Below are 17728 nucleotides of genomic sequence, written 5' to 3' on the forward strand. Positions count from 1 at the left end.
GCATGCCGTCGCGGCGGCTGCGGCTCCGGACTCTCGTCGGCGTGTGGGGGTCGCTCCATGGATCATGTCGTTGGCGCGGTACCGCTCGCCGAGTCGCTCGACGAACGGCGGCACCTGCTGGACGTCGCCCGCCGCGCGCTCGGCAGCCGCGTCGCGGCCGAACGCGTCGTCGACGAGGCCTACCAGCGGTGGTACCGCCTCACCGATCCGGAGCGGGTCCGGATGCCGTCCCCCCGGGTCTGGCTCACCCAGGTCGTGGACGAGGCGTGTCTGATGCGACCGGCGTCGGCCTGGCCCGGTGGGGAGGAACGGGAGATCCGGGCCCTGCGGGCGTTGTGCGACGAGGACGTGGAACCGGTCGAGCGGGCCCGGTTGAGTGTGGGTGCGCGGCAGGCGCGGCCCGTGTCGGCGGGTCGCGAGCATGAGATCACCGTTTCCGTGCGGCAGGCGTGCAGCGATCAGGACGGCCCCCGACTGAGGTCGCTGCTGGCCCCCGATGCGACGGCCTTCTTCGACAGCGGCGGCAAGATCCGGGCGCAGACGCGGCCCGTCCGCGGTGACGAGCAGGTCGCCCGCAGCCTGTTGGTCCTGCTGGCTGGACAGCGGCGTGTGACGCTGTGCACCGGATTGGTCAACGGGCGCACCGGCCTCGTCGCCCGGTGTGACGACCAGGTCGCCGCGGTGCTGACCCTCGACATCGCGGACTCGCTGGTCGTTCAGGTCTGGGCGGTGCTCAACCCCGACAAGCTGCGTAGCTGGAACCGTTCCCTTCCCGGGTGAGCTCACGTGCCACGGCGTCCACGGGACGCGAGGGCAGGGGCGCGCAGTGGGCGCGGGATCCGAGGAAGGCGGCGATCTTGTCGGGGGTGAACACCCACAGAACCCGGTGGATCCCCCGCCGTGTGGCGGCGATGGTCATGAAGGTGGCGGGGCGGCCGTCCCGGTACAGCAGAACCCCGGCGCGTCCATTGGCCTGCACGGGTGCGATCTCGACCGTCGGCCAGAAGCGTGACGAGGCGGTCGACAGGTTCGCCACCCGGGCACGACCGACCACGGGTACACGGGCCGCGCCGCGCAGCCCGTTGCCGTCGGACAGACTGACCGCGTCGGGCGTCAGGAGCGCTTCCAGCGAGGCCACGTCCCCATCCTGGGCGGCCGCGACGAAAGCATCGAGCAGCCTGCGGTGCTCCTGGATGTCGACACTGTCCCGCTCGTCGTCCGTGAGGTGCTTGCGCGCCCTGCTCACGATCTTCCTGGCGTTGACCGGGGTGAGGCGCAGGATCTCCGCGATCTCCGGGTACCCGTACTCGAAGGCCTCCCTCAGCACGTAGGCGGCCCGTTCGGTGGGTGTGAGCTTCTGCAGGACGAGGAGCAGGGCGAGTTCCAGGGCCTCGGCGCGTTCAGCGCCGGCCACCGGGTCGATGCTGGTGTCGATGGGCTCGGGCAGCCAGGGCCCGATGTAGGTCTCGCGGCGCACGCGGGCGGACTGCGCCACGTTGATGGCCAGCCTCGTCGTCGTGCTCGACAGGAACGCCGCAGGGCTGACCACCGCCGAACGGTCGGTCCGCTGCCAGCGCAGCCACGCCTCCTGCACGACGTCCTCGGCCTCCGTCGCGCTGCCCAGGACGCGGTAGGCGATACCGAAGAGCCGGGGCCGCAGTTCCACGAAGGTGGTGACGGCCTCGGCGAGGTTCCTGTCCGCGGGAGGTGCCTCTGTGGGGGATGCCTCTGGATACATGTCCCTCTGACTCCATTCCTCCGGGGCCCGGGTTGTCGGAATGCGGCCACGAGGCGCTCACAGACCCGGCGATCGTCTCCCCCTCAACGACCGGGGGACCGAGGACGCTGTGACAGTGCTTTTTGGAGCGCTTTTCCTCGGGGTGTAGGCGGAATAGGCCATGCGCGCCGGCTGATCTACTGCGCCGTACAAGAAATGGGCCTGTCGTTCCACGGGGCGTGGAACGACAGGCCCAGGAAGACGCGCCTACTGCTGCTGGGCGAGCCAGTCGACGAAACGGGTCTCGCCGATGCGGGCGTCCGGGCCGGGAAGCAGCGTGGTCTCCTTCAACTCGGCGCCGAAGTACGGGGCGTGCGCGTCGGCGACGACCGTACGCGCATCGTTCTTGGCGGCCAGGCCCTTGCGGATCAGCTCGTCCAGCTGGAAGGTGCCGGGACCGGCCACCTCGACCACACCGTTGACCGGCGTGCCCACGGCGGTGCGGCCCACAGTGGCGGCGACGTCGTCCGAATAGACGGGCTGGATCTTCACCGGGGCCAGCCTGACGGTGTCACCCTCGGTCGCCGACTCGGCGATGCCCTTCATGAACTCGAAGAATTGCGTGGCATGCACGATCGACCACGGGATTCCGGAGGCCTTGATCAGTTCCTCCTGCGCCTGCTTGGCACGGAAGTAGCCGCTCTCCTGGAGCCGTTCCGTACCCACCACCGACAGGGCGACGTGGTGGGTGACGCCGGCGTTCGCCTCAGCCTTGAGGAGGTTGGTGGTGGAGGTACGGAAGAACTCCATGACGGCGTCGTCTGCGAAGGAGGGCGAGTTGGAAACGTCGATCACGACGGCCGCGCCCTCCAGCACCTCGGCCAGGCCCTCGCCCGTCAGCGTGTTGACGCCGGTGTTCGGGGCGGCCGCCACCGCCTCGTGGCCGTGTTCGTTGAGCTTGCTGACGACCTTCGAGCCGATCAGTCCGGTGCCGCCGATCACTACGACCTTCATGGGGACGTTCCTTTCACTCATTCTCATCTGCCGCCTGCACGACGTATGACCGGGAATTGATCGGCGCTGTGACACCTTTCTCGAATCCCGGACTTCTTCTCCCGGGCAGGGTGATTCCTATTCGACGAGCTTTCCGTCCGCCGAGACGTCCTCCATCAAGGCCGCGATCTCGTCGGGGACAGGGCTGATGGGCTCCCGGGTGATGCCGTCGGTCGGGGACCAGACGAGGTTCACCTGCAGCGCGGGATCCATGTCGGGGTAGTCGCTGCGGTTGTGGCATCCGCGCGTCTCGCGCCGCTCCAGCGCCGCTTCCAGTGTGGCCCTCGCTGCCAGCGCCGACGACTTTAGGTCGAAGGCGTGGGCGAGGTCCTGGAAGCCCGCGATGTCCGGGTGGACGCCGACGTTCTCCATGCGCTTCTCGATGGCGTCCAGCTCCGCCAGCCCGGTTCGCAGCCCCTCCTCGTCGCGGACCACGCCCGCGTGCTCGGTCATGGTGTTGCGGATCGCGCGCTGCAGGGCGCGCACGTTCTCGGGTCCGTCCGCGGCGAGCAGGTCGTCGACCTCCGCACGCGCCTGGGCCACCGCGGCGGCCGAGCGCGGCTGCGCGGGCAGGGACTCCGAGTAGGCGGCGGCCGCCTGTCCGGTGATGCGGCCGTACACCAGCAGCTCGATGAGGCTGTTGCCGCCGAGCCGGTTGGCGCCGTGCAGTCCGCTGGAGGCCTCACCGATGGCGTACAGGCCCCGCACGTCCGTGCTGTGGTCCTCGGGGCGGACCCACACACCGCCCATCGAGTAGTGCGCGGTGGGCGCGACCTCGATGGGATCCCGGGTGATGTCCAGCATCTGCAAGTCCAGCAGTGTCTGGTAGACGCGGGGAAGCCGGTTCATGATGGTCTGCCGGGGCAGGTGGGAGACGTCGAGCCACACCCCGCCGTTGGGTGTGCCGCGGCCTTCCTTGATCTCGGTGTAGGAGGCGAGGGCGACCCGGTCGCGTGTGGACAGCTCCATGCGTACGGGGTCGTAGCGGTTCATGTACCGCTCGCCGAGCGCGTTGCGCAGGATGCCGCCCTCGCCGCGGGCTGCCTCGCTCACCAGGGTCCCGGCCGCGTTCTCCGGCTCGATGATGCCGGAGGGGTGGAACTGGACGAGTTCCGGGTCGCGCAGCCGGGCTCCGGCCTCCGCGGCCAGCCGGAAGGAGTCGCCGGTGTTCTCGTCGCGCCGTGAGGAGGTGCGCCGCCAGATCCGGGTGTGGCCGCCGGCCGCGAGGATGACGGCGTCCGCGTGCACGAGGTAGCGCCTGCCGTCGGCAAGGCCGAAGCCGTAGGCGCCGAAGACGGCGCCGTCGTGGACCAGGAGACGGGTGATGTAGACGTTGTCGAGCACCGGTATGTCCAGCTGGTTCGCGCGCCGGATGAGCGTGCGCTGGATCTCCAGGCCCGTGTAGTCGCCCGCGAAGGCGGTGCGGCGGAACTTGTGGGCGCCGAAGAAGCGCTGGGAGATCCGGCCGTCCTCCTCCCGGGCGAAGGCCATGCCGTAGCGCTCCAGGTCGTCGATGCCGAGGGCGGCTCCCCGGGTGACGATCTCGGCGGTGCGGGGGTCGCCGAGGAGGTAGCTCTCCTTGAGGGTGTCGGCGGCGTGCTGCTGCCAGGTGTCCTCGGGGTCCATCGTGGCCAGGGCCGCATTGATCCCGCCGGCGGCGAGAGAGGTGTGGGTGTCCTCCTTGGGGCGCTTGCCGACTGCGAGGACATCGACGCCGGCCTCGGCCAGCTCGATGGCCGCGCGCAGGCCCGCTCCGCCGGTGCCGATCACCAGCACTGTGGTGGAAAGACGTTGTTCGGTGGCAACCACGATTGCTCCCATCGCTCGGGGTGGTCACCTGCTACGACCAGGTGGAGTGACGGTTTGTGACACCGCCGCCCTGGCCCGGGCCCGCCTGTCGGTGTCACACCCCGGCCGCCGGGCCGGTCATACCGCACACCGGCCGGGCGCACGAAGACCGTGCGGTCCGCAGCCGCCGGCCGGCGAAGGGGAGGTGGGGACGATGACCTACGTCATCGCGGAGCCGTGCGTCGACGTCAAAGACCGGGCGTGTGTGATCGAGTGCCCGGTCGACTGCATCTACGAGGGCGAGCGGACCCTGTACATCAATCCCTGGGAGTGCGTCGACTGCCACGCTTGCGAGCCGGTCTGCCCGGTCGAGGCCGTCTTCCACGAGGACGACCTGCCAGCACGGTGGGCGCAGTACCGGTCCGTGAACGCCGAGTACTTCCGCGACGCCCCGGGGGAGGGCACCGGGCGGGCCGCGCGGGCCGACCATCCCGTGGTCGCGGCCCTGCCCCCGCAGCACGCGGTCAAGAACGACCTGTCCGGATTCGCCGCCCGCAAGGAGGAGGCCGTCGACGCCGACCTGTGGTTCCCGTGGTGAACCGTCCGGCACCGGTGCGGCGGGCCGGCCCTGGGTATGCGGCGAACCGGCGGTCAGGCACCCCGGGACGGCATGCAGGGGCGCGCGTCAGGCCCCCAGGGACAGGACGTAGGGGTTCAGCTTGACCGGGTTCATCACCCACATGATGCGCTCGATGCCGGCCTCGGACGCGTCCACGCACAACAGCGCCACCGGGGCGTCTTCTCGTGCGACGAGCACGGCGGGCCGGCCGTTGGCCTCGACGAACCGGGTCTCGGCATCCGGCCAGAACCGCGGGGCGAAGGCGGCCAGGTAACGCGAGACGTGATCGCGGCCGATGACGGGGATCCTGGACGCGCCGCGGATGCCGCCGCCGTCCGAATAGCTGACGACGTCCGAGGTCAGCAGGTCCTCCAGGGTGGAGAGATCTCCCGTGCGCGCGGCGGAGAGAAAGCCTTCGAGCAGACGCCGGTGGGCCGCGGGGCTGACGCGCTCCTTGCACTCGGCGCCCAGGTGCTTGCGCGCCCGGCTGACCAGCTGCCGAGCGTTCGCGTCGCTGGTCTCCAGGATGTCGGCGACGCGGCGGTAGGGGTAGTCGAACGCCTCCCGCAGCACATAGGCGGCGCGTTCGATCGGGTTGAGCTTCTCCATCAACAACAGCACCGCCAGCTCGAGCGCCTCGGCGCGTTCCGCCCCCAGGTGCGGGTCCTGGGTGGTGTCGACCGGCTCGGGGAGCCAAGGCCCGACGTAGGCCTCCCGGCGTACCCGCGCGGACTGGGCCAGGTTGATCGCTAGCCGGGTGGTGACCGTGGTCAGGAAGGCGGCTGGTTCATGGATCTGCGCGCGGTCGGTGTTCTGCCATCGCAGCCAGGCGTCCTGGATGATGTCCTCGGCCTCGACGGCACTGCCGAGGATGCGGTACGCGATGCCGAACAACCGCGGTCTGGCGGAGAGGAAGTCGTCGAGACCGCGGTCGAACGTGTCGGGGTGGGCGCCAGCGCGCATGGGTCGTCCCTTCTGGCTTTGCGCCCTACATGCTACGCGCGAAGGGGAAGGGTACGCGCCACGGGCCGCTGCTGCTCACGCTATCTCTTTCGCGAACCCCGGTCACACGGTGGCAATCGTCGCGCCCGATCCGCCAGATTTGCCCCCCGGACCGCTGCCCGACTTGCTCCGGAAGACCGCGGTCGACGAGTGAAAGGGACTGTGTGAGGAGGCCGGTTGTCACACATGCGCCCGGTGCCCGGTCACCAGTGACGAACGATGTTCACGCCTACGGAAGGTGCAACACAGTGTCGGACAACATGACAGCACACGACCACTCCGCCCACGGCCACCACGGGCACGGGGACCAGGAGGGCACCGCCGGCTGGATGACGGCGGCGAAGGTGCTCCAGGACGCCTCACCCATCACCGTCCCGGAGGGGGCGTCGGCGATGACCATTCTCGTCGAGTGGGAGCCGGGCGACCCGGGCACGCCCCCGCACCGGCACTCCGGCCCCGCCTTCGGCTACGTTGTCGAGGGCGCGGTCCGTTTCGAGCTCGAGGGCGAGCCCGAGCGCGTGGTGGAGGCGGGCGGCACCTTCTGGGAGCCCGGCGGAGACGCCATCCACTACCAGGACGGCAACGCGCTTTCCGACGCGCGGACCCGGTTCGTGGTGACCATGATGTGTGCTCCGGGCAAGCCCATGCTGGAACTGGTCGACGAGAAGGAACTGGCGGAGCGCGCCCACCTGCGGGCACCGCGCCCCACCGCCTGACCGGGCACGGACCCGGCATGGGCACGCCTGTCGTCACGGTGCACTGCCTGCTGACGCTGCTGTTTGTGGCGGTGCTCCTGCATGGGCTGAGGCGGGGCGCCGGGTCCCCCAGGACCGGGTTGGGTGTCCGGGTGGACCGGCTGCTGGCCGCCGCAATGGCCGTTTCCATGGCGGCGATGCCCTGGATCGATGTCCGCGCGGGGCCCGCTGCCGTCGTCGGCGGTGGTTTCACCGCCGGCGCGGTGTGGTTTCTCCTGCCGGTCGGCCGTCGGGAGGCCGGGAGGAGGGCGGTGATGACCCATCGGCTGCCGCACGCGGCCGGTATGGCCGCGATGGCCTGGATGCTGCGCGTGCCGCACACCAGGACCGGACCGGCGCACGCACACCGCGGGTCGGCTCCGCACTCCACCGGGCCCGGCGCTCTGGGCGCTGGCGTCCCTCTCGGCGGCTCCGTGATCACGCTGTCGCTGGCGACCTGTCTGCTGGCGTATGCGCTGTGGTCGCTGACCCGCCCCATGCCCTCCCTGCGCTCGGCCGTGAGCGCGACGCGCCGTGCCGCGGCGGCGACGCCGTCACGGCACGTGGGTGAAGGGGCGATGGCACTCGGGACGGCCGTGATGCTGGTCCTGCCCCACTGAGCGCGGGGAAGAAAAAACGGGCACGCGCGCCCGGCACGGCGAAGGTGCGGTGGCCCGCGGTCATGCGCTGAGTGACCGCGGACCACACCGCCGGACGGTCGGAGTGACGGTCGTCGCCCTACCGAGGGTGCGGGCGCCGCTCACGGTAGGCCCGCGCCGAGGAGGCGAGCGCCGTTCAGGATGGGCCCTGGTACACCGCCTTGCTCCGCATCAGGAAGTCGGAGAGATAGCTGTCGTGGGGGACGCCCGGCGACATCCAGTGGGTCGGCTGATCGCCGAAGTACACGTTGGCGATGCTGGTTTCCGCGACCAGGGCCTCCCACAGGTCCCGGTCCCGGGTCAGTGCCGACAGCACCAGCGTGTCGCGCAGCGGCGCCATGCCGTCCGCGCGGGTCCAGGGGGCGATCCACACCCAGGGGAAGGGCAGTTCGGTGCGCAGTTGAGGGGCTCGAGCGCTCGCGGTCTGATGCACGGCGGGGCGCAGTACGGCGCTGCCGTCTCCGAGGTCGTCGGCGATCCCGTCGCCCCCGAGCCAGGCGTGCGTCCCGGCCGCCACCGTTTTCAGATACGCGCTGAGGGCTCGCGCCCGCTCTTGCGGACACACCGGCAGACGGGCCCTCTCGTCTTGCGGGGGAAGGCTGGGCAGGACGGCCAGACGTGCCGCGAGGGCTTCGGCGAGCGGGGCCGGGTCGCCCTCGACGAGGATGGCGGTGGCGTTGACGCACGCGGTGCCGCTCTCGCCGGCGACGGACGCGACGAGGGCGTCCAGATGGTCACGCCAGTCGGTGTCCGCGGTGATGAGGATCTTCGACCGTCCCGGCCCCTGAGGCAGGATCCTCGCGTCGTGCGCGTACTTGGTCACCACGTCGTCGCCGCCGTAGACCACGGCCCGGTCCGCGCCGTGGACGAGCGTGTCGGCGGTCGCGTGGTCGGTGGGCAGTAGCATGAGCTGGTCGTCCCGGATTCCCGCCTGACGCAGTGCCGCGACGAGCCGGTGGGGGGTGAAGGGCTCGCGCCGGGACGGGCGCACGGCGACGCGATAACCCAGCGCCAGTGCCTCTAGCCAGACACGGTGTACGCCGGGATGGTTGCCGGACGCGTTGACGGCGAACACGTCACCCTGACGCGCCCACACCGTGTGCGTCTCATGCAGGACGGGGTCGCCGAGGTCGAGGGCGGCGCCGCGCGGCCTTCCACGGTCGGCGGACGAGGCGGCGTGCCGTACGAAGTGCGCCGTGCCCCGGGTCGCGGCGCGCACCACGGCGAGCGGCGTGCCCGAGGTCCGGCTGACGTGACGTTCGTATTCCCGGATGCTCAAGCCCCCCACGGTGCCCGCGGCGAAGGCCTCCCCGGCGGTGGCGAACACGGTCTCCAGGTCGGCCGCGGCGATCGGCGGCGCTTGGCGCAGGGCGTCGATCGCCCGAGCCACGTACAGCGGGGGAACCAGACTCAGCCGTGCGATGGGGGCACCGGCCACGTCGGTCACCGTGCTCGGCACACGTGTGCGGTAGGTGCCCCGCGGGCCCAGGGCGTCGAGGTGCAGCGGCTCGGTGGTCGGTACGGGGGCCATCAGTAGACACCCTCGATGACCGTCTCACCCTCGACCGCGGGAACCGGCGCGACGTCGGCGACCGCGTCCCCGGCGTGGCCGTCGGCCGGGCGGACCCGCAACGCGGTGTCCCGCTCCCTGTTGTTGGGGATCAGCATGGCCTTGCTGACGTGGCTCACCACCACCTGGCCCCGCTCCCTTCCGCCACCTGTTGCCCGGTGTCGGGATCCACGATGCTCAGGAAGACGTACGGCGAGACGGGGTCGAACACACACGGCTCCGACGCCGTGAGACCGACCCGCTCCAACAGCGCGGTGAGCATCATGGTGTTGCCGTACATGCCGATCAGTGGCACGTCGGGAAACACCTCGGTCCGCAACAGGTCCCGGGTGTCGGGATCCATGTGGGTGCCGCCCCAGATGATCGCCTGGGCTTTGCCGTTGATGACCTCCACGAGGTCGCCGTCCCTGGCGAAGCGCTCCAGCATCGGGGTGGTGGCGGCTATGACACCGATGTCCTGGCCGAGCAGGATGCGCCGGCACTGGTCCACGAGATGGTCGGTATAGGCGTCGACCTCGTCGCGACGGCCCGCGGCGACGAGCTTCTTGACCCAGCGGGGGTCCATGTCGACCCCCAGCCCGGGGCTGCCGAGACTTGCCGCGCCCCGTTGCAGCACATCGCCCACGAGGTGCGGGCCGGTCGGCGCCACGGTCAGCCACAGCGCGCCGACGGGCAGTCCGTGGTCCCGGAGCCGGCGGGTCACCTGCTCACTGCCGTGCCGCGCCCAGTCGTCCATCTGCACGACCCGCTTCGGCGCTCCGGTCGTGCCACCGCTCTCGAACACGTGCAGCGGTCGGGCCTGCGGACCGTAGCCGCGAGGCATGAGATCGGCCACCCGCACATCGCGCAGCTCGTCCGTCAGATCGGGAAAGAGCGCAAGGTCCACTACGCCCTTGACGTCGCGGCGGGGGTCGAAACCGGGCCGGTCGACCCGTTCCAGCCAGTAACGGGACCCCGTCTCGGGAGCGAAGTGCCACTGCATGGCCGCCCTGACATAGTCGTCGGGGTCCACCCCGTCGAAGGGGCCGGCGTCCAGAACGGTCAATGAGCCGATCGGCATGGAACCGCCTTTCTCGAAGTCGCTGAGGGCGGACGCGTGAGAGCCGCGCGTCCCGGGCGGTCCCGCGGGCCCGACCCGCTCAAGCACAGAAGACCGAGGGGTGCAGGCGTCTGTGACAGTCCGGCGGAAACGCGGCTGCGCCCCTGCCGCCGGCACACCGTCACAACCACACGTGTCTCGCGGTCTGATGACTGGGCCGCAGCCGACCGGCGGTGTGCCGAGGGCGAGGGAGAGGGAGAGGGACATGCGACAGGGACTGCGGATCGTGCGCGTCGACCAGGACGACGAACCCTGTGTGGCCGCTCTGCACCGCCGGTGCTCCGCCGCCGCCCGGTGGCACCGCTACCACCGGGCCGTGGGCGACCCCGACACCTACCTGGGGCCGCTGCTGTCCCGACCCCACTCCGTGCACCTGGCGGTACAGGACCCGCGAGAGCGGCTCGTCGCGATAGGGCATCTGCTGCCGGACGACGGTGACGCCGAGGCCGCGCTGCTGGTGGAGGACACCTGGCAGAACAGGGGTCTGGGCACCCGGCTCCTGGAGGAACTCGGCCGGTTCGCCGTCGTGTTGGGGGTACATGAGGTCTACGGCGTCATCCACCCCGACGACGCCCGCATGGCGGCCGTGCTGCACCACGCCGGCGTTCCGCTGCGCACGAACCCGGAGACGGACCGTGCGTCGACGGTCCGGGCCCGGACGCAGGACATCGGCCTCGCCCTCGCCTGCTCGCCGACGCGGCGTGCGTGGTGGCAACGCGGTGCTGGAAACACCGTGTGTCGGGGTCGTCGGTACACTCCCGGGCCCCTGAAGCTGGAGTTCAGCGGGTTCTCCGACACTCCTTCGAAGATGCGTCGCCTACTTGCTGAACTCGCACAGTACAAGACGTGTGACAACATTGAATGAAATAGTGTTTCGACTGTCGCTCGACGGCGGGTGCTTCCCCCCGCGGTTCGATGCGGGCGGCTACGAGCGAGGGGATTGCCATGGCCGAGCTGTTCTACGACACCGACGCCGACCTGTCCATCATCCAGGGCCGCAAGGTCGCGGTCATCGGTTACGGGAGCCAGGGTCATGCCCACGCGCTCTCGCTGCGTGACTCGGGTGTGGACGTGCGCGTGGGGCTGTACGAGGGTTCCAAGTCCCGGGCGAAGGCCGAGGAACAGGGCCTGCGTGTGGTGACGGTGACGGAAGCCGCCGCCGAGGCCGACGTGATCATGATCCTCGTCCCGGACCCGCTCCAGGGCGAGATCTACGAGCAGCACATCGCCCCGAACCTGAAGGACGGCGACGCGCTGTTCTTCGGGCATGGTTTCAACATCCGCTTCGGCTTCATCAGGCCGCCGGCGAACGTGGACGTGTGCATGGTCGCCCCCAAGGGCCCGGGTCACCTGGTGCGCCGCCAGTACGAGGAGGGCCGCGGCGTTCCGTGTCTGGTGGCGGTCGAGCAGGACGCCACAGGAAGCGCCTTCCCGCTGGCCCTGTCGTACGCCAAGGGCATCGGTGGCACCCGTGCGGGTGTCATCAGGACGACCTTCACCGAGGAGACCGAGACCGACCTGTTCGGTGAGCAGGCTGTGCTCGCCGGTGGCGTGTCAGCCCTGGTCAAGGCAGGCTTCGAGACGCTGACCGACGCCGGGTACCAGCCGGAGATCGCGTACTTCGAGTGCCTGCACGAGCTGAAGCTGATCGTCGACCTCATGTACGAGGGCGGCCTGGAGAAGATGCGCTGGTCGATCTCCGAGACCGCCGAGTGGGGCGACTACGTCACCGGCCCGCGGATCATCACCGACGCCACCAAGGCCGAGATGAAGAAGGTTCTCGCCGAGATCCAGGACGGCACCTTCGCCCGTGAGTGGATGGCCGAGTACCACGGCGGTCTGAAGAAGTACGCCGAGTACAAGCGGCAGGACGCCGAACTGCTGCTGGAGACCACCGGCAAGGAGCTGCGCAAGCTGATGAGTTGGGTCAACGACGAGGAGGGCTCGTGAGCGTGCGGGCCGGCACGGACGGGAACCGGTGACGGTCTCATGACGATGCTGCATGTCACCCTGCTTGGCGGGCTCCGCGAGATAGCCGCCGTACCACTGCCCGCGGCGGAAGCCGCGCACGGCACGCGGTCTCTGCGCCGCTTCGTCCTGGAACTCCACGTGCCGCACGAACGGCAACCGGCACTGGATGCCGAACTGCAGGCTGCCGCCGCGCCGGACGGGACGTACCTGCAAGGCACGGAGGCGATGTGGCGCGTGGTGGAGGGCTGGACCGTCGTGGCCCACAGTCTGCGGGCCGGGATCCACCGGTACCGGGTGGAGATCGAGGAGGTGAAGGACGCCGCGCAGGCCGGGACCCGCGCTGTGGGCGAGGACGCGTCAGCCGAGGCGGGCAAGCTGCCCGCCGGCGAGAGCGCCGACGTCATGCAGCTCAAGCTGGCCGTCCTGGTACTGCCCGTCTCGGACGTCGACCGGGCTAAGTCGTTCTACGAGACCGTCGGGTTCCGACTGGATGCCGACCATGCCATCGACGCCTCCTATCGCGTGGTGCACATGACGCCCCCGGGATCGGCGTGCTCGATCCTTTTCGGGACCGGAGTCACTACGGCGGCCCCAGGCTCGGTGCGGGGCCTGCACCTCGTCGTCTCCGACATCGAGCAGGCCTGCCGCGAACTCGAAGCGAGGGGCGTGGTGACCGGCAAAATCTTCCATGACACGAGCGGTGTGTTCCACCGCAGCACCGACGAGAAGCGGGTCGAGGGACCCGACCCGCAGCGTCGTGACTATCACTCCTACGCCGAGTTCAGCGACCCGGACGGTAACGAATGGGTGCTTCAGGAGGTGCTGGCGCGGGCCTGAGAGGCTCGCGCAGTGTTCAACCGCGAGGGAGGGCGTCCTCCGGGGATCCGGAGCGACGCTCACCTCCACCGTGTGTGGTCGCGGTGCCGCGCAGGGTCTGGAGGGACTCGGCGATCGACGCGATACGTGTGTTCACGACATGAACGGCCTCACGGAGCTGGCGCAGCCGCCCTTCAAGAGCCGTCGCCTCCGCCGTGAGCGACGCCGCGACGGTGGCGGGGTCCGCCTGAAGATCAACGCCTTGGGACATCTTCCCGGTCCTCCTCGGATCGTGTCGGACACCAATCCCCGTACTGACCGGACAGGGGGCGCGCTTGTGACAGCCGGAGGCGTCGTACCCACAGTGGGGCGGGTGGCCCGGGGCGGGGCCGCGGCTGACACATCCTGGGTTCAGCAGGCTTCCAGGGCGAAGTCGCCCAGGATGTGCTGTCGTATTCGCCGCACCTCGGCGCGATCGGGTTCCACGGGCACCTGGCCGCGGGCGTCCCGCTCGGAGGCGCTGTTGGCCCGGTGCACCGCTGCGCACAGGGCTTCGGCGCTGTCCGGCGCCTCGCCGACGACGTAGTACAGCCAGACGATCTGGGAGTCGTCCGACCGGCAGGGCAGCCCGACCAACCAGGTGCGGGAGTCTCGGCGTGTGCTGAACATGAGGTCTCATCTCCGTTCTCTGCCAGCGGCGATGGCGGCAAAAGTGAGTGGGGCTCCGCGAGGAGTTCCGCCCTTTCTCCATTGACTGGGCAGCGCCCCGGATCGTGACAGCGAATCGGCCTGTTACAGCTGTCCCCGTCAACTGCCGTGGCGCGACTCGTGGATGGAGATCTTGGTGTCACAGATACGTGTGTGCCCCTGTCTCATGAGCGAACAGATCGGGCCAGGCAGGAGAAAAAGGGTGTGCGTTTCGCGAGCCGCCGACACTCGTGCGTGGAGCCGCCATTGCCTCTCGCCGCACGAAAGACCACACATGAGCATCCCCATTCCGCGGCCGGACGTTCCGGCCGTCGATCGCTGTGGAGGACATCGGGCTCGCGAGGCCCGTCCCCGTGGGGACTTCTCCTTCTGCCGCGACCTCCGCGTGGTTCTGCTGTCCCAGGATGAACAGGACGCGGTCCACGTCCGGCGGCTGCTTCCGGACCGGCTGGCCGACGCGCTGGTTTGGCACACGAGCGTCGAGGAAGGATGCCGCACGTCCGGCACCCACGGCCCGCTGTGCGTTCTGGTGGGCAGCACACCGGGCGGACGGACCTTGGCCGACGTCGTCACCCGGGTACGGCGCCACGCCCCCGACGCGGCCGTGCTCGTTCTTGAGGGTACGTATGCGTCCCACGCCTTCCGCTCTGTCGCCGGCTCGGTGCACGGCCGGGCCGATCACCGCAGCAGCGCCCCCGACGAGTTCTGCGGGAAGATCTGGGTGGCGCTGCAACGTGCCGTCGCGGGGCGCACCGTGGCGGGCGAGGAGATCGCGCGGGACAACGCCCTGCTGGAACGGGGCCTGTTGCCCGACCTGACGCTGCAGGCCGACGGCTTCACGACCGCCTTCCACTACGCGCCGGGTCGCGCGCACACTTTGCTGGGCGGTGACTTCTGCGATGTGGTGCGCGGCGACGACGGCAGCGTCCACGTGGTCATGGGAGATGTGTCCGGGCACGGTGCCGCTGCGGCCGCCCTCGGTGTCCACCTGCGCCTGGCATGGCGCACGGCCGTGCTGTGCGGGCAGAGCCAGCTGGAACAAGTCCAACTGCTCGAACGCATCCTGACCGAGGAACGAGCGGAGGAGGAGACCTACGCGACCGTGGTGTCCCTGGTCCTGTCGCCCCACCGCCGCACCCTGCGGACGGTCACCGCCGGCCATCCGGGCTTTCTGCACCGGCACAGGGGAGAGGTCCGTTGGGTGGAGCCGCCGCCAGGTCTCCCGCTGGGACTCTTCCCCGGGCAAGGGGACTGGCGCGAGAGCGAGATGGCGATGCCGGACGGGGACGGCGTCGTGCTGTTCACCGACGGGCTCTACGAAGGTCGTACGGCCGGCGGACGGCTCGGGGAGGAGGGCTTGCTGAGGCTTGCCGGTCGGCTCGCGCATCTGGAGGCGCAAACGTTCGTCGACGCCCTGGTAGGCGGCGTATCGCTGCTGGCCGCCCCGTTCGGTGGGCTACGGGACGATGTGGCGGTGCTTCATCTGTCCTGCGACGGAGGGGGCGGGGTTTGATGTTCTGCCGACCCGCAGGACCGGCCCGGCCTACGGACGAAGCCGGTTCCCGCCGGGGAGAGCGGGAACCGGCTGGCAAATGCGCCCCGGCCGGGGGATCTCGGCGCTCGACCTAGTCGAGAGCCCGGTGATGGGCGAAGCGCGACACCAGCGGCGGCTCCATCAGCCAGCCGTGAGCCCGGCCATGCCGTGCGTCAGAGGTGTCGGCGGTTTCGCGCAGCAGGGCGAAGGCCATCGCCGCGCCGATGGCCAGCAGGCCCGCGCACAGGGGCATGGCCCGGTTGAACGCCGTGTCGAAGGAGTCGGGGGAGCGGGAGGCGTCCGGGCTCATGCCGACCAGCAGCGGCAGCGCGGCCACGGAGACCAGCCCGGCCGCGCGTGCGGCCGCGTTGTTGATTCCGCTGGCCAGGCCCGCGTCGGCGGCCTGGACCGAGGCCAGCAGCGTCACGCTCAGCGGAGCGACCATGATGACCATGCCCGTCCCCATCACGAGCAGGGCGGGCAGAACGTCGGCGAAGTAGGGGGCGTGCGTGCCCACCCGCGCCGTCATCACCATGCCCGCCCCGCACACCAAAGGGCCGACGGTGAGCGGGATGCGCGGGCCCAGGCGTTGGGCGAGTGTCCCGGAGCGGGCGGAGAACAGCAGCATCAGCACCGTGCTCGGCAACATGGCGGCGCCCGCCGCCAGTGCCGAGTAGCCGGCGACGATCTGCAGTTGCAGGGCGGTCAGGAAGAAGAACCCGCCCAGCCCGGCGTAGACGCACAGGGTGATCAGGTTGATGGCCGTGAACGGCCGGGACGAGAAGATCGACAGGGGCATCATCGGGTCGCTGCTGCGCCGCTCCACCAGCAGGAACGCGGCCGCGGCCGCGATACTGCCCGCGGCCGCGGCAAGGGCGACGGGCCCGCCGGAACGGGCTTCGGTGAGCGCGTAGGTGGCCAGAGCGAGCGTCAGCGCGCCCAGCGCCGCACCGCCGAGGTCGAAGCCCCGCCGGGACGGAGTGTGGGTACCGGCCGGGACGGTGGGCTGCTGAGGCCTGCCGACGGACTCCGGGACGTGGCGCATTGCCAGGGGCACGCACAGCAGCGCCGGGGGGATCGTCAGCAGGAAGGTCCAGCGCTAGCCGGGGCCGTCGACGAGCCATCCGCCGAGAAACGGCCCGAGTGCCGCCCCGATGCCGCCGAACCCGGACCACAGGCCGATGGCGCGCGGCCGGTCGTCCGGGTGGAAGGAGGCTTCGATGATCGCCAGTGAGCCGGGGGTGAGCAGCGCTCCGCCGACGCCCTGGAGCGCGCGGGCGGCGATGAGCGTGGTCGTGTCGGGAGCCAGTCCGCACAGTAGGGACGCCGCAGCGAACCAGATGATGCCCAGGACGAAGATCCGGCGTCGGCCGAAGCGGTCGCCCAGGGATCCGCCCAGCAGGATGAGTCCCGCTAGGGTCAGCATGTAGGCGTTCACGGTCCACTGGAGTGCGGCGAGGTCGGCGTTGAGGTCGTCGCCGATGTGCGGCAACGCGACGTTGGTGACGGACGAGCCGAGCAGCACCACGCTGGAGCCGAGGACGGTGGCCAGAAGGGTCCATCGGCCACGGGCGCTGGCGATGCGCAGGAGGGCCGGGTCGCTCGGGGCGGGGGAGGGGTGCATGTCGTCTCCTTGGGACAGTGGGCCAGGAGGCGGCCGGTGCGTTCGTGCCGGGCAGCGGGTGCGGCGGGTCGGTCTTCTCGTCTACGCACGGGTGCGCTGGGTGGGGGTGGTGGGTGGCGCGTCGCGTATGCCCGGGTGCGGTGGTTCGCGCGTGGGCCTTCGCATGGGACCCGGGGTGCTGTGGTTCGCGGTGTGGCGTCATGTGGACGCAGGGCGTCCGGGGGTCTGTCTCCCGCTCGGTGGGCCGGGGCGAGCAGGAGACGGACGGTGGGCGTCCGGCGGGCCGGAGCGCGCGGGTCAGCCGAACATGCCCGGCTTGTAGCCGCCGGCGGGCTGCTGGTTGATGACGTTGATGCGGTTGTAGGCATTGATGATCGCGATCAACGAGATCAGCGCGGCGAGCTGGTCCTCGTCGTAGTGCTTCGCGGCGTTGGCCCAGGCCTCGTCCGACACCCCGCCCGCCGCGTCGGCGATGCGGGTGCCCTGCTCGGTGACCTCCAGCGCCGCGCGCTCAGCGTCGGTGAAGACGGTGGCTTCGCGCCAGGCGGCGACCAGGTGCAGCCGCTGCTGGTCCTCCCCCGCGGCGACGGCGTCCTTGGTGTGCATGTCGGTGCAGAACCCGCAGCCGTTGATCTGGCTGGCCCGGATCTTCACAAGTTCCTGGGTGGCGACGGGAAGCGCCGAGTGCACAGCGGCTCCGGCCGAGTTGAGGTGTTTCATGACCTTGCCCGCGAGAGCGTTGCCGAAGTAGTTGATGCGCGCGTCCATGCAGGGATCCTGAGAGTCAAGTGACGGGAAATGAACTGACGTGACGTTGCTGCGATTTCGGGGCCG

16 protein-coding genes and 2 pseudogenes are annotated in these 17728 nt (G+C 70.3%); 8 read left to right on the plus strand and 10 right to left on the minus strand.

What is annotated here, in order from left to right:
* Positions 1-57 precede the first annotated feature (57 nt).
* Positions 58-780: an RNA polymerase subunit sigma gene (locus tag FBY22_RS17930; protein ID WP_142146725.1), complete on the plus strand. Its 723-nt coding sequence runs from the start codon at positions 58-60 to the stop codon at positions 778-780.
* Here FBY22_RS17930 and FBY22_RS17935 read toward each other — a convergent pair.
* The 3 genes from FBY22_RS17935 to FBY22_RS17945 all read right to left on the minus strand — a co-directional run bounded on the left by FBY22_RS17935 (position 734) and on the right by FBY22_RS17945 (position 4579).
* Complete coding sequence (locus FBY22_RS17935) at positions 734-1738, minus strand: RNA polymerase sigma-70 factor (protein ID WP_142146727.1); 1005 nt, start codon at positions 1736-1738, stop codon at positions 734-736. The two genes, FBY22_RS17930 and FBY22_RS17935, sit on opposite strands and share 47 nt — an antisense overlap.
* A 246-nt stretch (positions 1739-1984) precedes the next feature.
* Complete coding sequence (locus tag FBY22_RS17940; protein ID WP_142146729.1) at positions 1985-2731, minus strand: SDR family oxidoreductase; 747 nt, start codon at positions 2729-2731, stop codon at positions 1985-1987.
* Positions 2732-2848: 117 nt separating this feature from the next.
* On the minus strand, positions 2849-4579 hold the full coding sequence (locus FBY22_RS17945; RefSeq protein ID WP_142146731.1) for an L-aspartate oxidase: 1731 nt from the start codon (positions 4577-4579) through the stop codon (positions 2849-2851).
* Positions 4580-4772: 193 nt separating this feature from the next.
* Between FBY22_RS17945 and fdxA the strand changes: the two genes are divergently transcribed.
* Positions 4773-5156 (plus strand): ferredoxin, encoded by a 384-nt coding sequence (fdxA, locus tag FBY22_RS17950; RefSeq protein WP_142146733.1) that lies wholly within the window; start codon positions 4773-4775, stop codon positions 5154-5156.
* Between the two features lie 87 nt (positions 5157-5243).
* Here the strand turns inward: fdxA and FBY22_RS17955 are convergent, their stop codons facing one another.
* Complete coding sequence (locus FBY22_RS17955; protein WP_142146735.1) at positions 5244-6140, minus strand: RNA polymerase sigma-70 factor; 897 nt, start codon at positions 6138-6140, stop codon at positions 5244-5246.
* 299 nt (positions 6141-6439) lie between these two features.
* On the opposite strand from FBY22_RS17955, the gene FBY22_RS17960 reads away from it, so the two are divergent.
* Both FBY22_RS17960 and FBY22_RS17965 read left to right on the plus strand, forming a co-directional pair.
* Complete coding sequence (locus tag FBY22_RS17960; RefSeq protein WP_142146737.1) at positions 6440-6895, plus strand: cupin domain-containing protein; 456 nt, start codon at positions 6440-6442, stop codon at positions 6893-6895.
* 17 nt (positions 6896-6912) lie between these two features.
* The gene (locus FBY22_RS17965; RefSeq protein ID WP_142146739.1) at positions 6913-7533 is read left to right on the plus strand and encodes a DUF5134 domain-containing protein; all 621 of its coding nucleotides are present in this window, start codon (positions 6913-6915) and stop codon (positions 7531-7533) included.
* A 175-nt stretch (positions 7534-7708) separates the two neighbouring features.
* Here FBY22_RS17965 and FBY22_RS17970 read toward each other — a convergent pair whose 3' ends face one another.
* Both FBY22_RS17970 and FBY22_RS17975 read right to left on the minus strand, forming a co-directional pair.
* On the minus strand, positions 7709-9103 hold the full coding sequence (locus FBY22_RS17970; protein ID WP_142146741.1) for an aldehyde dehydrogenase family protein: 1395 nt from the start codon (positions 9101-9103) through the stop codon (positions 7709-7711).
* Positions 9103-10202 (minus strand): annotated as a pseudogene (locus FBY22_RS17975) (phenazine antibiotic biosynthesis protein). Before FBY22_RS17975 ends, FBY22_RS17970 begins: the two are co-directional and overlap by 1 nt.
* Before the next feature lie 244 nt (positions 10203-10446).
* Here FBY22_RS17975 and FBY22_RS17980 point away from each other — a divergent pair.
* The 3 genes from FBY22_RS17980 (at position 10447) to FBY22_RS17990 (ending at position 13049) form a co-directional block, all read left to right on the plus strand.
* A complete protein-coding gene (locus FBY22_RS17980) occupies positions 10447-11106 on the plus strand; it encodes a GNAT family N-acetyltransferase (RefSeq protein WP_142146743.1) in 660 nt (219 codons plus the stop codon).
* 80 nt (positions 11107-11186) lie between these two features.
* Positions 11187-12191, plus strand: coding sequence for a ketol-acid reductoisomerase (gene ilvC, locus FBY22_RS17985; RefSeq protein ID WP_142146745.1), 1005 nt, complete (start codon positions 11187-11189; stop codon positions 12189-12191).
* A gap of 423 nt (positions 12192-12614) precedes the next feature.
* Positions 12615-13049: a VOC family protein gene (locus tag FBY22_RS17990; protein ID WP_142147779.1), complete on the plus strand. Its 435-nt coding sequence runs from the start codon at positions 12615-12617 to the stop codon at positions 13047-13049.
* A gap of 16 nt (positions 13050-13065) precedes the next feature.
* Here FBY22_RS17990 and FBY22_RS17995 read toward each other — a convergent pair whose 3' ends face one another.
* Both FBY22_RS17995 and FBY22_RS18000 read right to left on the minus strand, forming a co-directional pair.
* A complete protein-coding gene (locus FBY22_RS17995; protein WP_142146747.1) occupies positions 13066-13299 on the minus strand; it encodes a hypothetical protein in 234 nt (77 codons plus the stop codon).
* A 140-nt stretch (positions 13300-13439) separates the two neighbouring features.
* A complete protein-coding gene (locus FBY22_RS18000; protein ID WP_142146749.1) occupies positions 13440-13697 on the minus strand; it encodes a hypothetical protein in 258 nt (85 codons plus the stop codon).
* Positions 13698-14121: 424 nt separating this feature from the next.
* Here FBY22_RS18000 and FBY22_RS18005 point away from each other — a divergent pair, with 424 nt between their 5' ends.
* On the plus strand, positions 14122-15249 hold the full coding sequence (locus tag FBY22_RS18005) for a PP2C family protein-serine/threonine phosphatase (protein WP_222127776.1): 1128 nt from the start codon (positions 14122-14124) through the stop codon (positions 15247-15249).
* Positions 15250-15361: 112 nt separating this feature from the next.
* On the opposite strand, the pseudogene FBY22_RS18010 reads toward FBY22_RS18005, so the two are convergent.
* Positions 15362-16894 (minus strand): annotated as a pseudogene (locus FBY22_RS18010) (MFS transporter).
* A 297-nt stretch (positions 16895-17191) separates the two neighbouring features.
* Positions 17192-17662: a carboxymuconolactone decarboxylase family protein gene (locus tag FBY22_RS18015; RefSeq protein WP_142146753.1), complete on the minus strand. Its 471-nt coding sequence runs from the start codon at positions 17660-17662 to the stop codon at positions 17192-17194.
* Positions 17663-17728 lie beyond the last annotated feature (66 nt).

The sequence above is a fragment of the Streptomyces sp. SLBN-31 genome (assembly GCF_006715395.1).
Classification (GTDB): Bacteria; Actinomycetota; Actinomycetes; order Streptomycetales; family Streptomycetaceae; genus Streptomyces.

Bases quoted from the DNA above. Each gene is read 5' to 3' on its own strand.
- FBY22_RS17940 (WP_142146729.1), bottom strand. From the start codon at position 2,731: ATGAAGGTCGTAGTGATCGGCGGCACCGGACTGATCGGCTCGAAGGTC.
- FBY22_RS18015 (WP_142146753.1), bottom strand. From the start codon at position 17,662: ATGGACGCGCGCATCAACTACTTCGGCAACGCTCTCGCGGGCAAGGTC.
- FBY22_RS17935 (WP_142146727.1), bottom strand. From the start codon at position 1,738: ATGTATCCAGAGGCATCCCCCACAGAGGCACCTCCCGCGGACAGGAAC.
- FBY22_RS17960 (WP_142146737.1), top strand. From the start codon at position 6,440: ATGACAGCACACGACCACTCCGCCCACGGCCACCACGGGCACGGGGAC.
- ilvC (WP_142146745.1), top strand. From the start codon at position 11,187: ATGGCCGAGCTGTTCTACGACACCGACGCCGACCTGTCCATCATCCAG.
- FBY22_RS17970 (WP_142146741.1), bottom strand. From the start codon at position 9,103: ATGGCCCCCGTACCGACCACCGAGCCGCTGCACCTCGACGCCCTGGGC.
- FBY22_RS17990 (WP_142147779.1), top strand. From the start codon at position 12,615: ATGCAGCTCAAGCTGGCCGTCCTGGTACTGCCCGTCTCGGACGTCGAC.
- fdxA (WP_142146733.1), top strand. From the start codon at position 4,773: ATGACCTACGTCATCGCGGAGCCGTGCGTCGACGTCAAAGACCGGGCG.
- FBY22_RS17930 (WP_142146725.1), top strand. From the start codon at position 58: ATGGATCATGTCGTTGGCGCGGTACCGCTCGCCGAGTCGCTCGACGAA.
- FBY22_RS18000 (WP_142146749.1), bottom strand. From the start codon at position 13,697: ATGTTCAGCACACGCCGAGACTCCCGCACCTGGTTGGTCGGGCTGCCC.
- FBY22_RS17965 (WP_142146739.1), top strand. From the start codon at position 6,913: ATGGGCACGCCTGTCGTCACGGTGCACTGCCTGCTGACGCTGCTGTTT.
- FBY22_RS17955 (WP_142146735.1), bottom strand. From the start codon at position 6,140: ATGCGCGCTGGCGCCCACCCCGACACGTTCGACCGCGGTCTCGACGAC.
- FBY22_RS17995 (WP_142146747.1), bottom strand. From the start codon at position 13,299: ATGTCCCAAGGCGTTGATCTTCAGGCGGACCCCGCCACCGTCGCGGCG.
- FBY22_RS17980 (WP_142146743.1), top strand. From the start codon at position 10,447: ATGCGACAGGGACTGCGGATCGTGCGCGTCGACCAGGACGACGAACCC.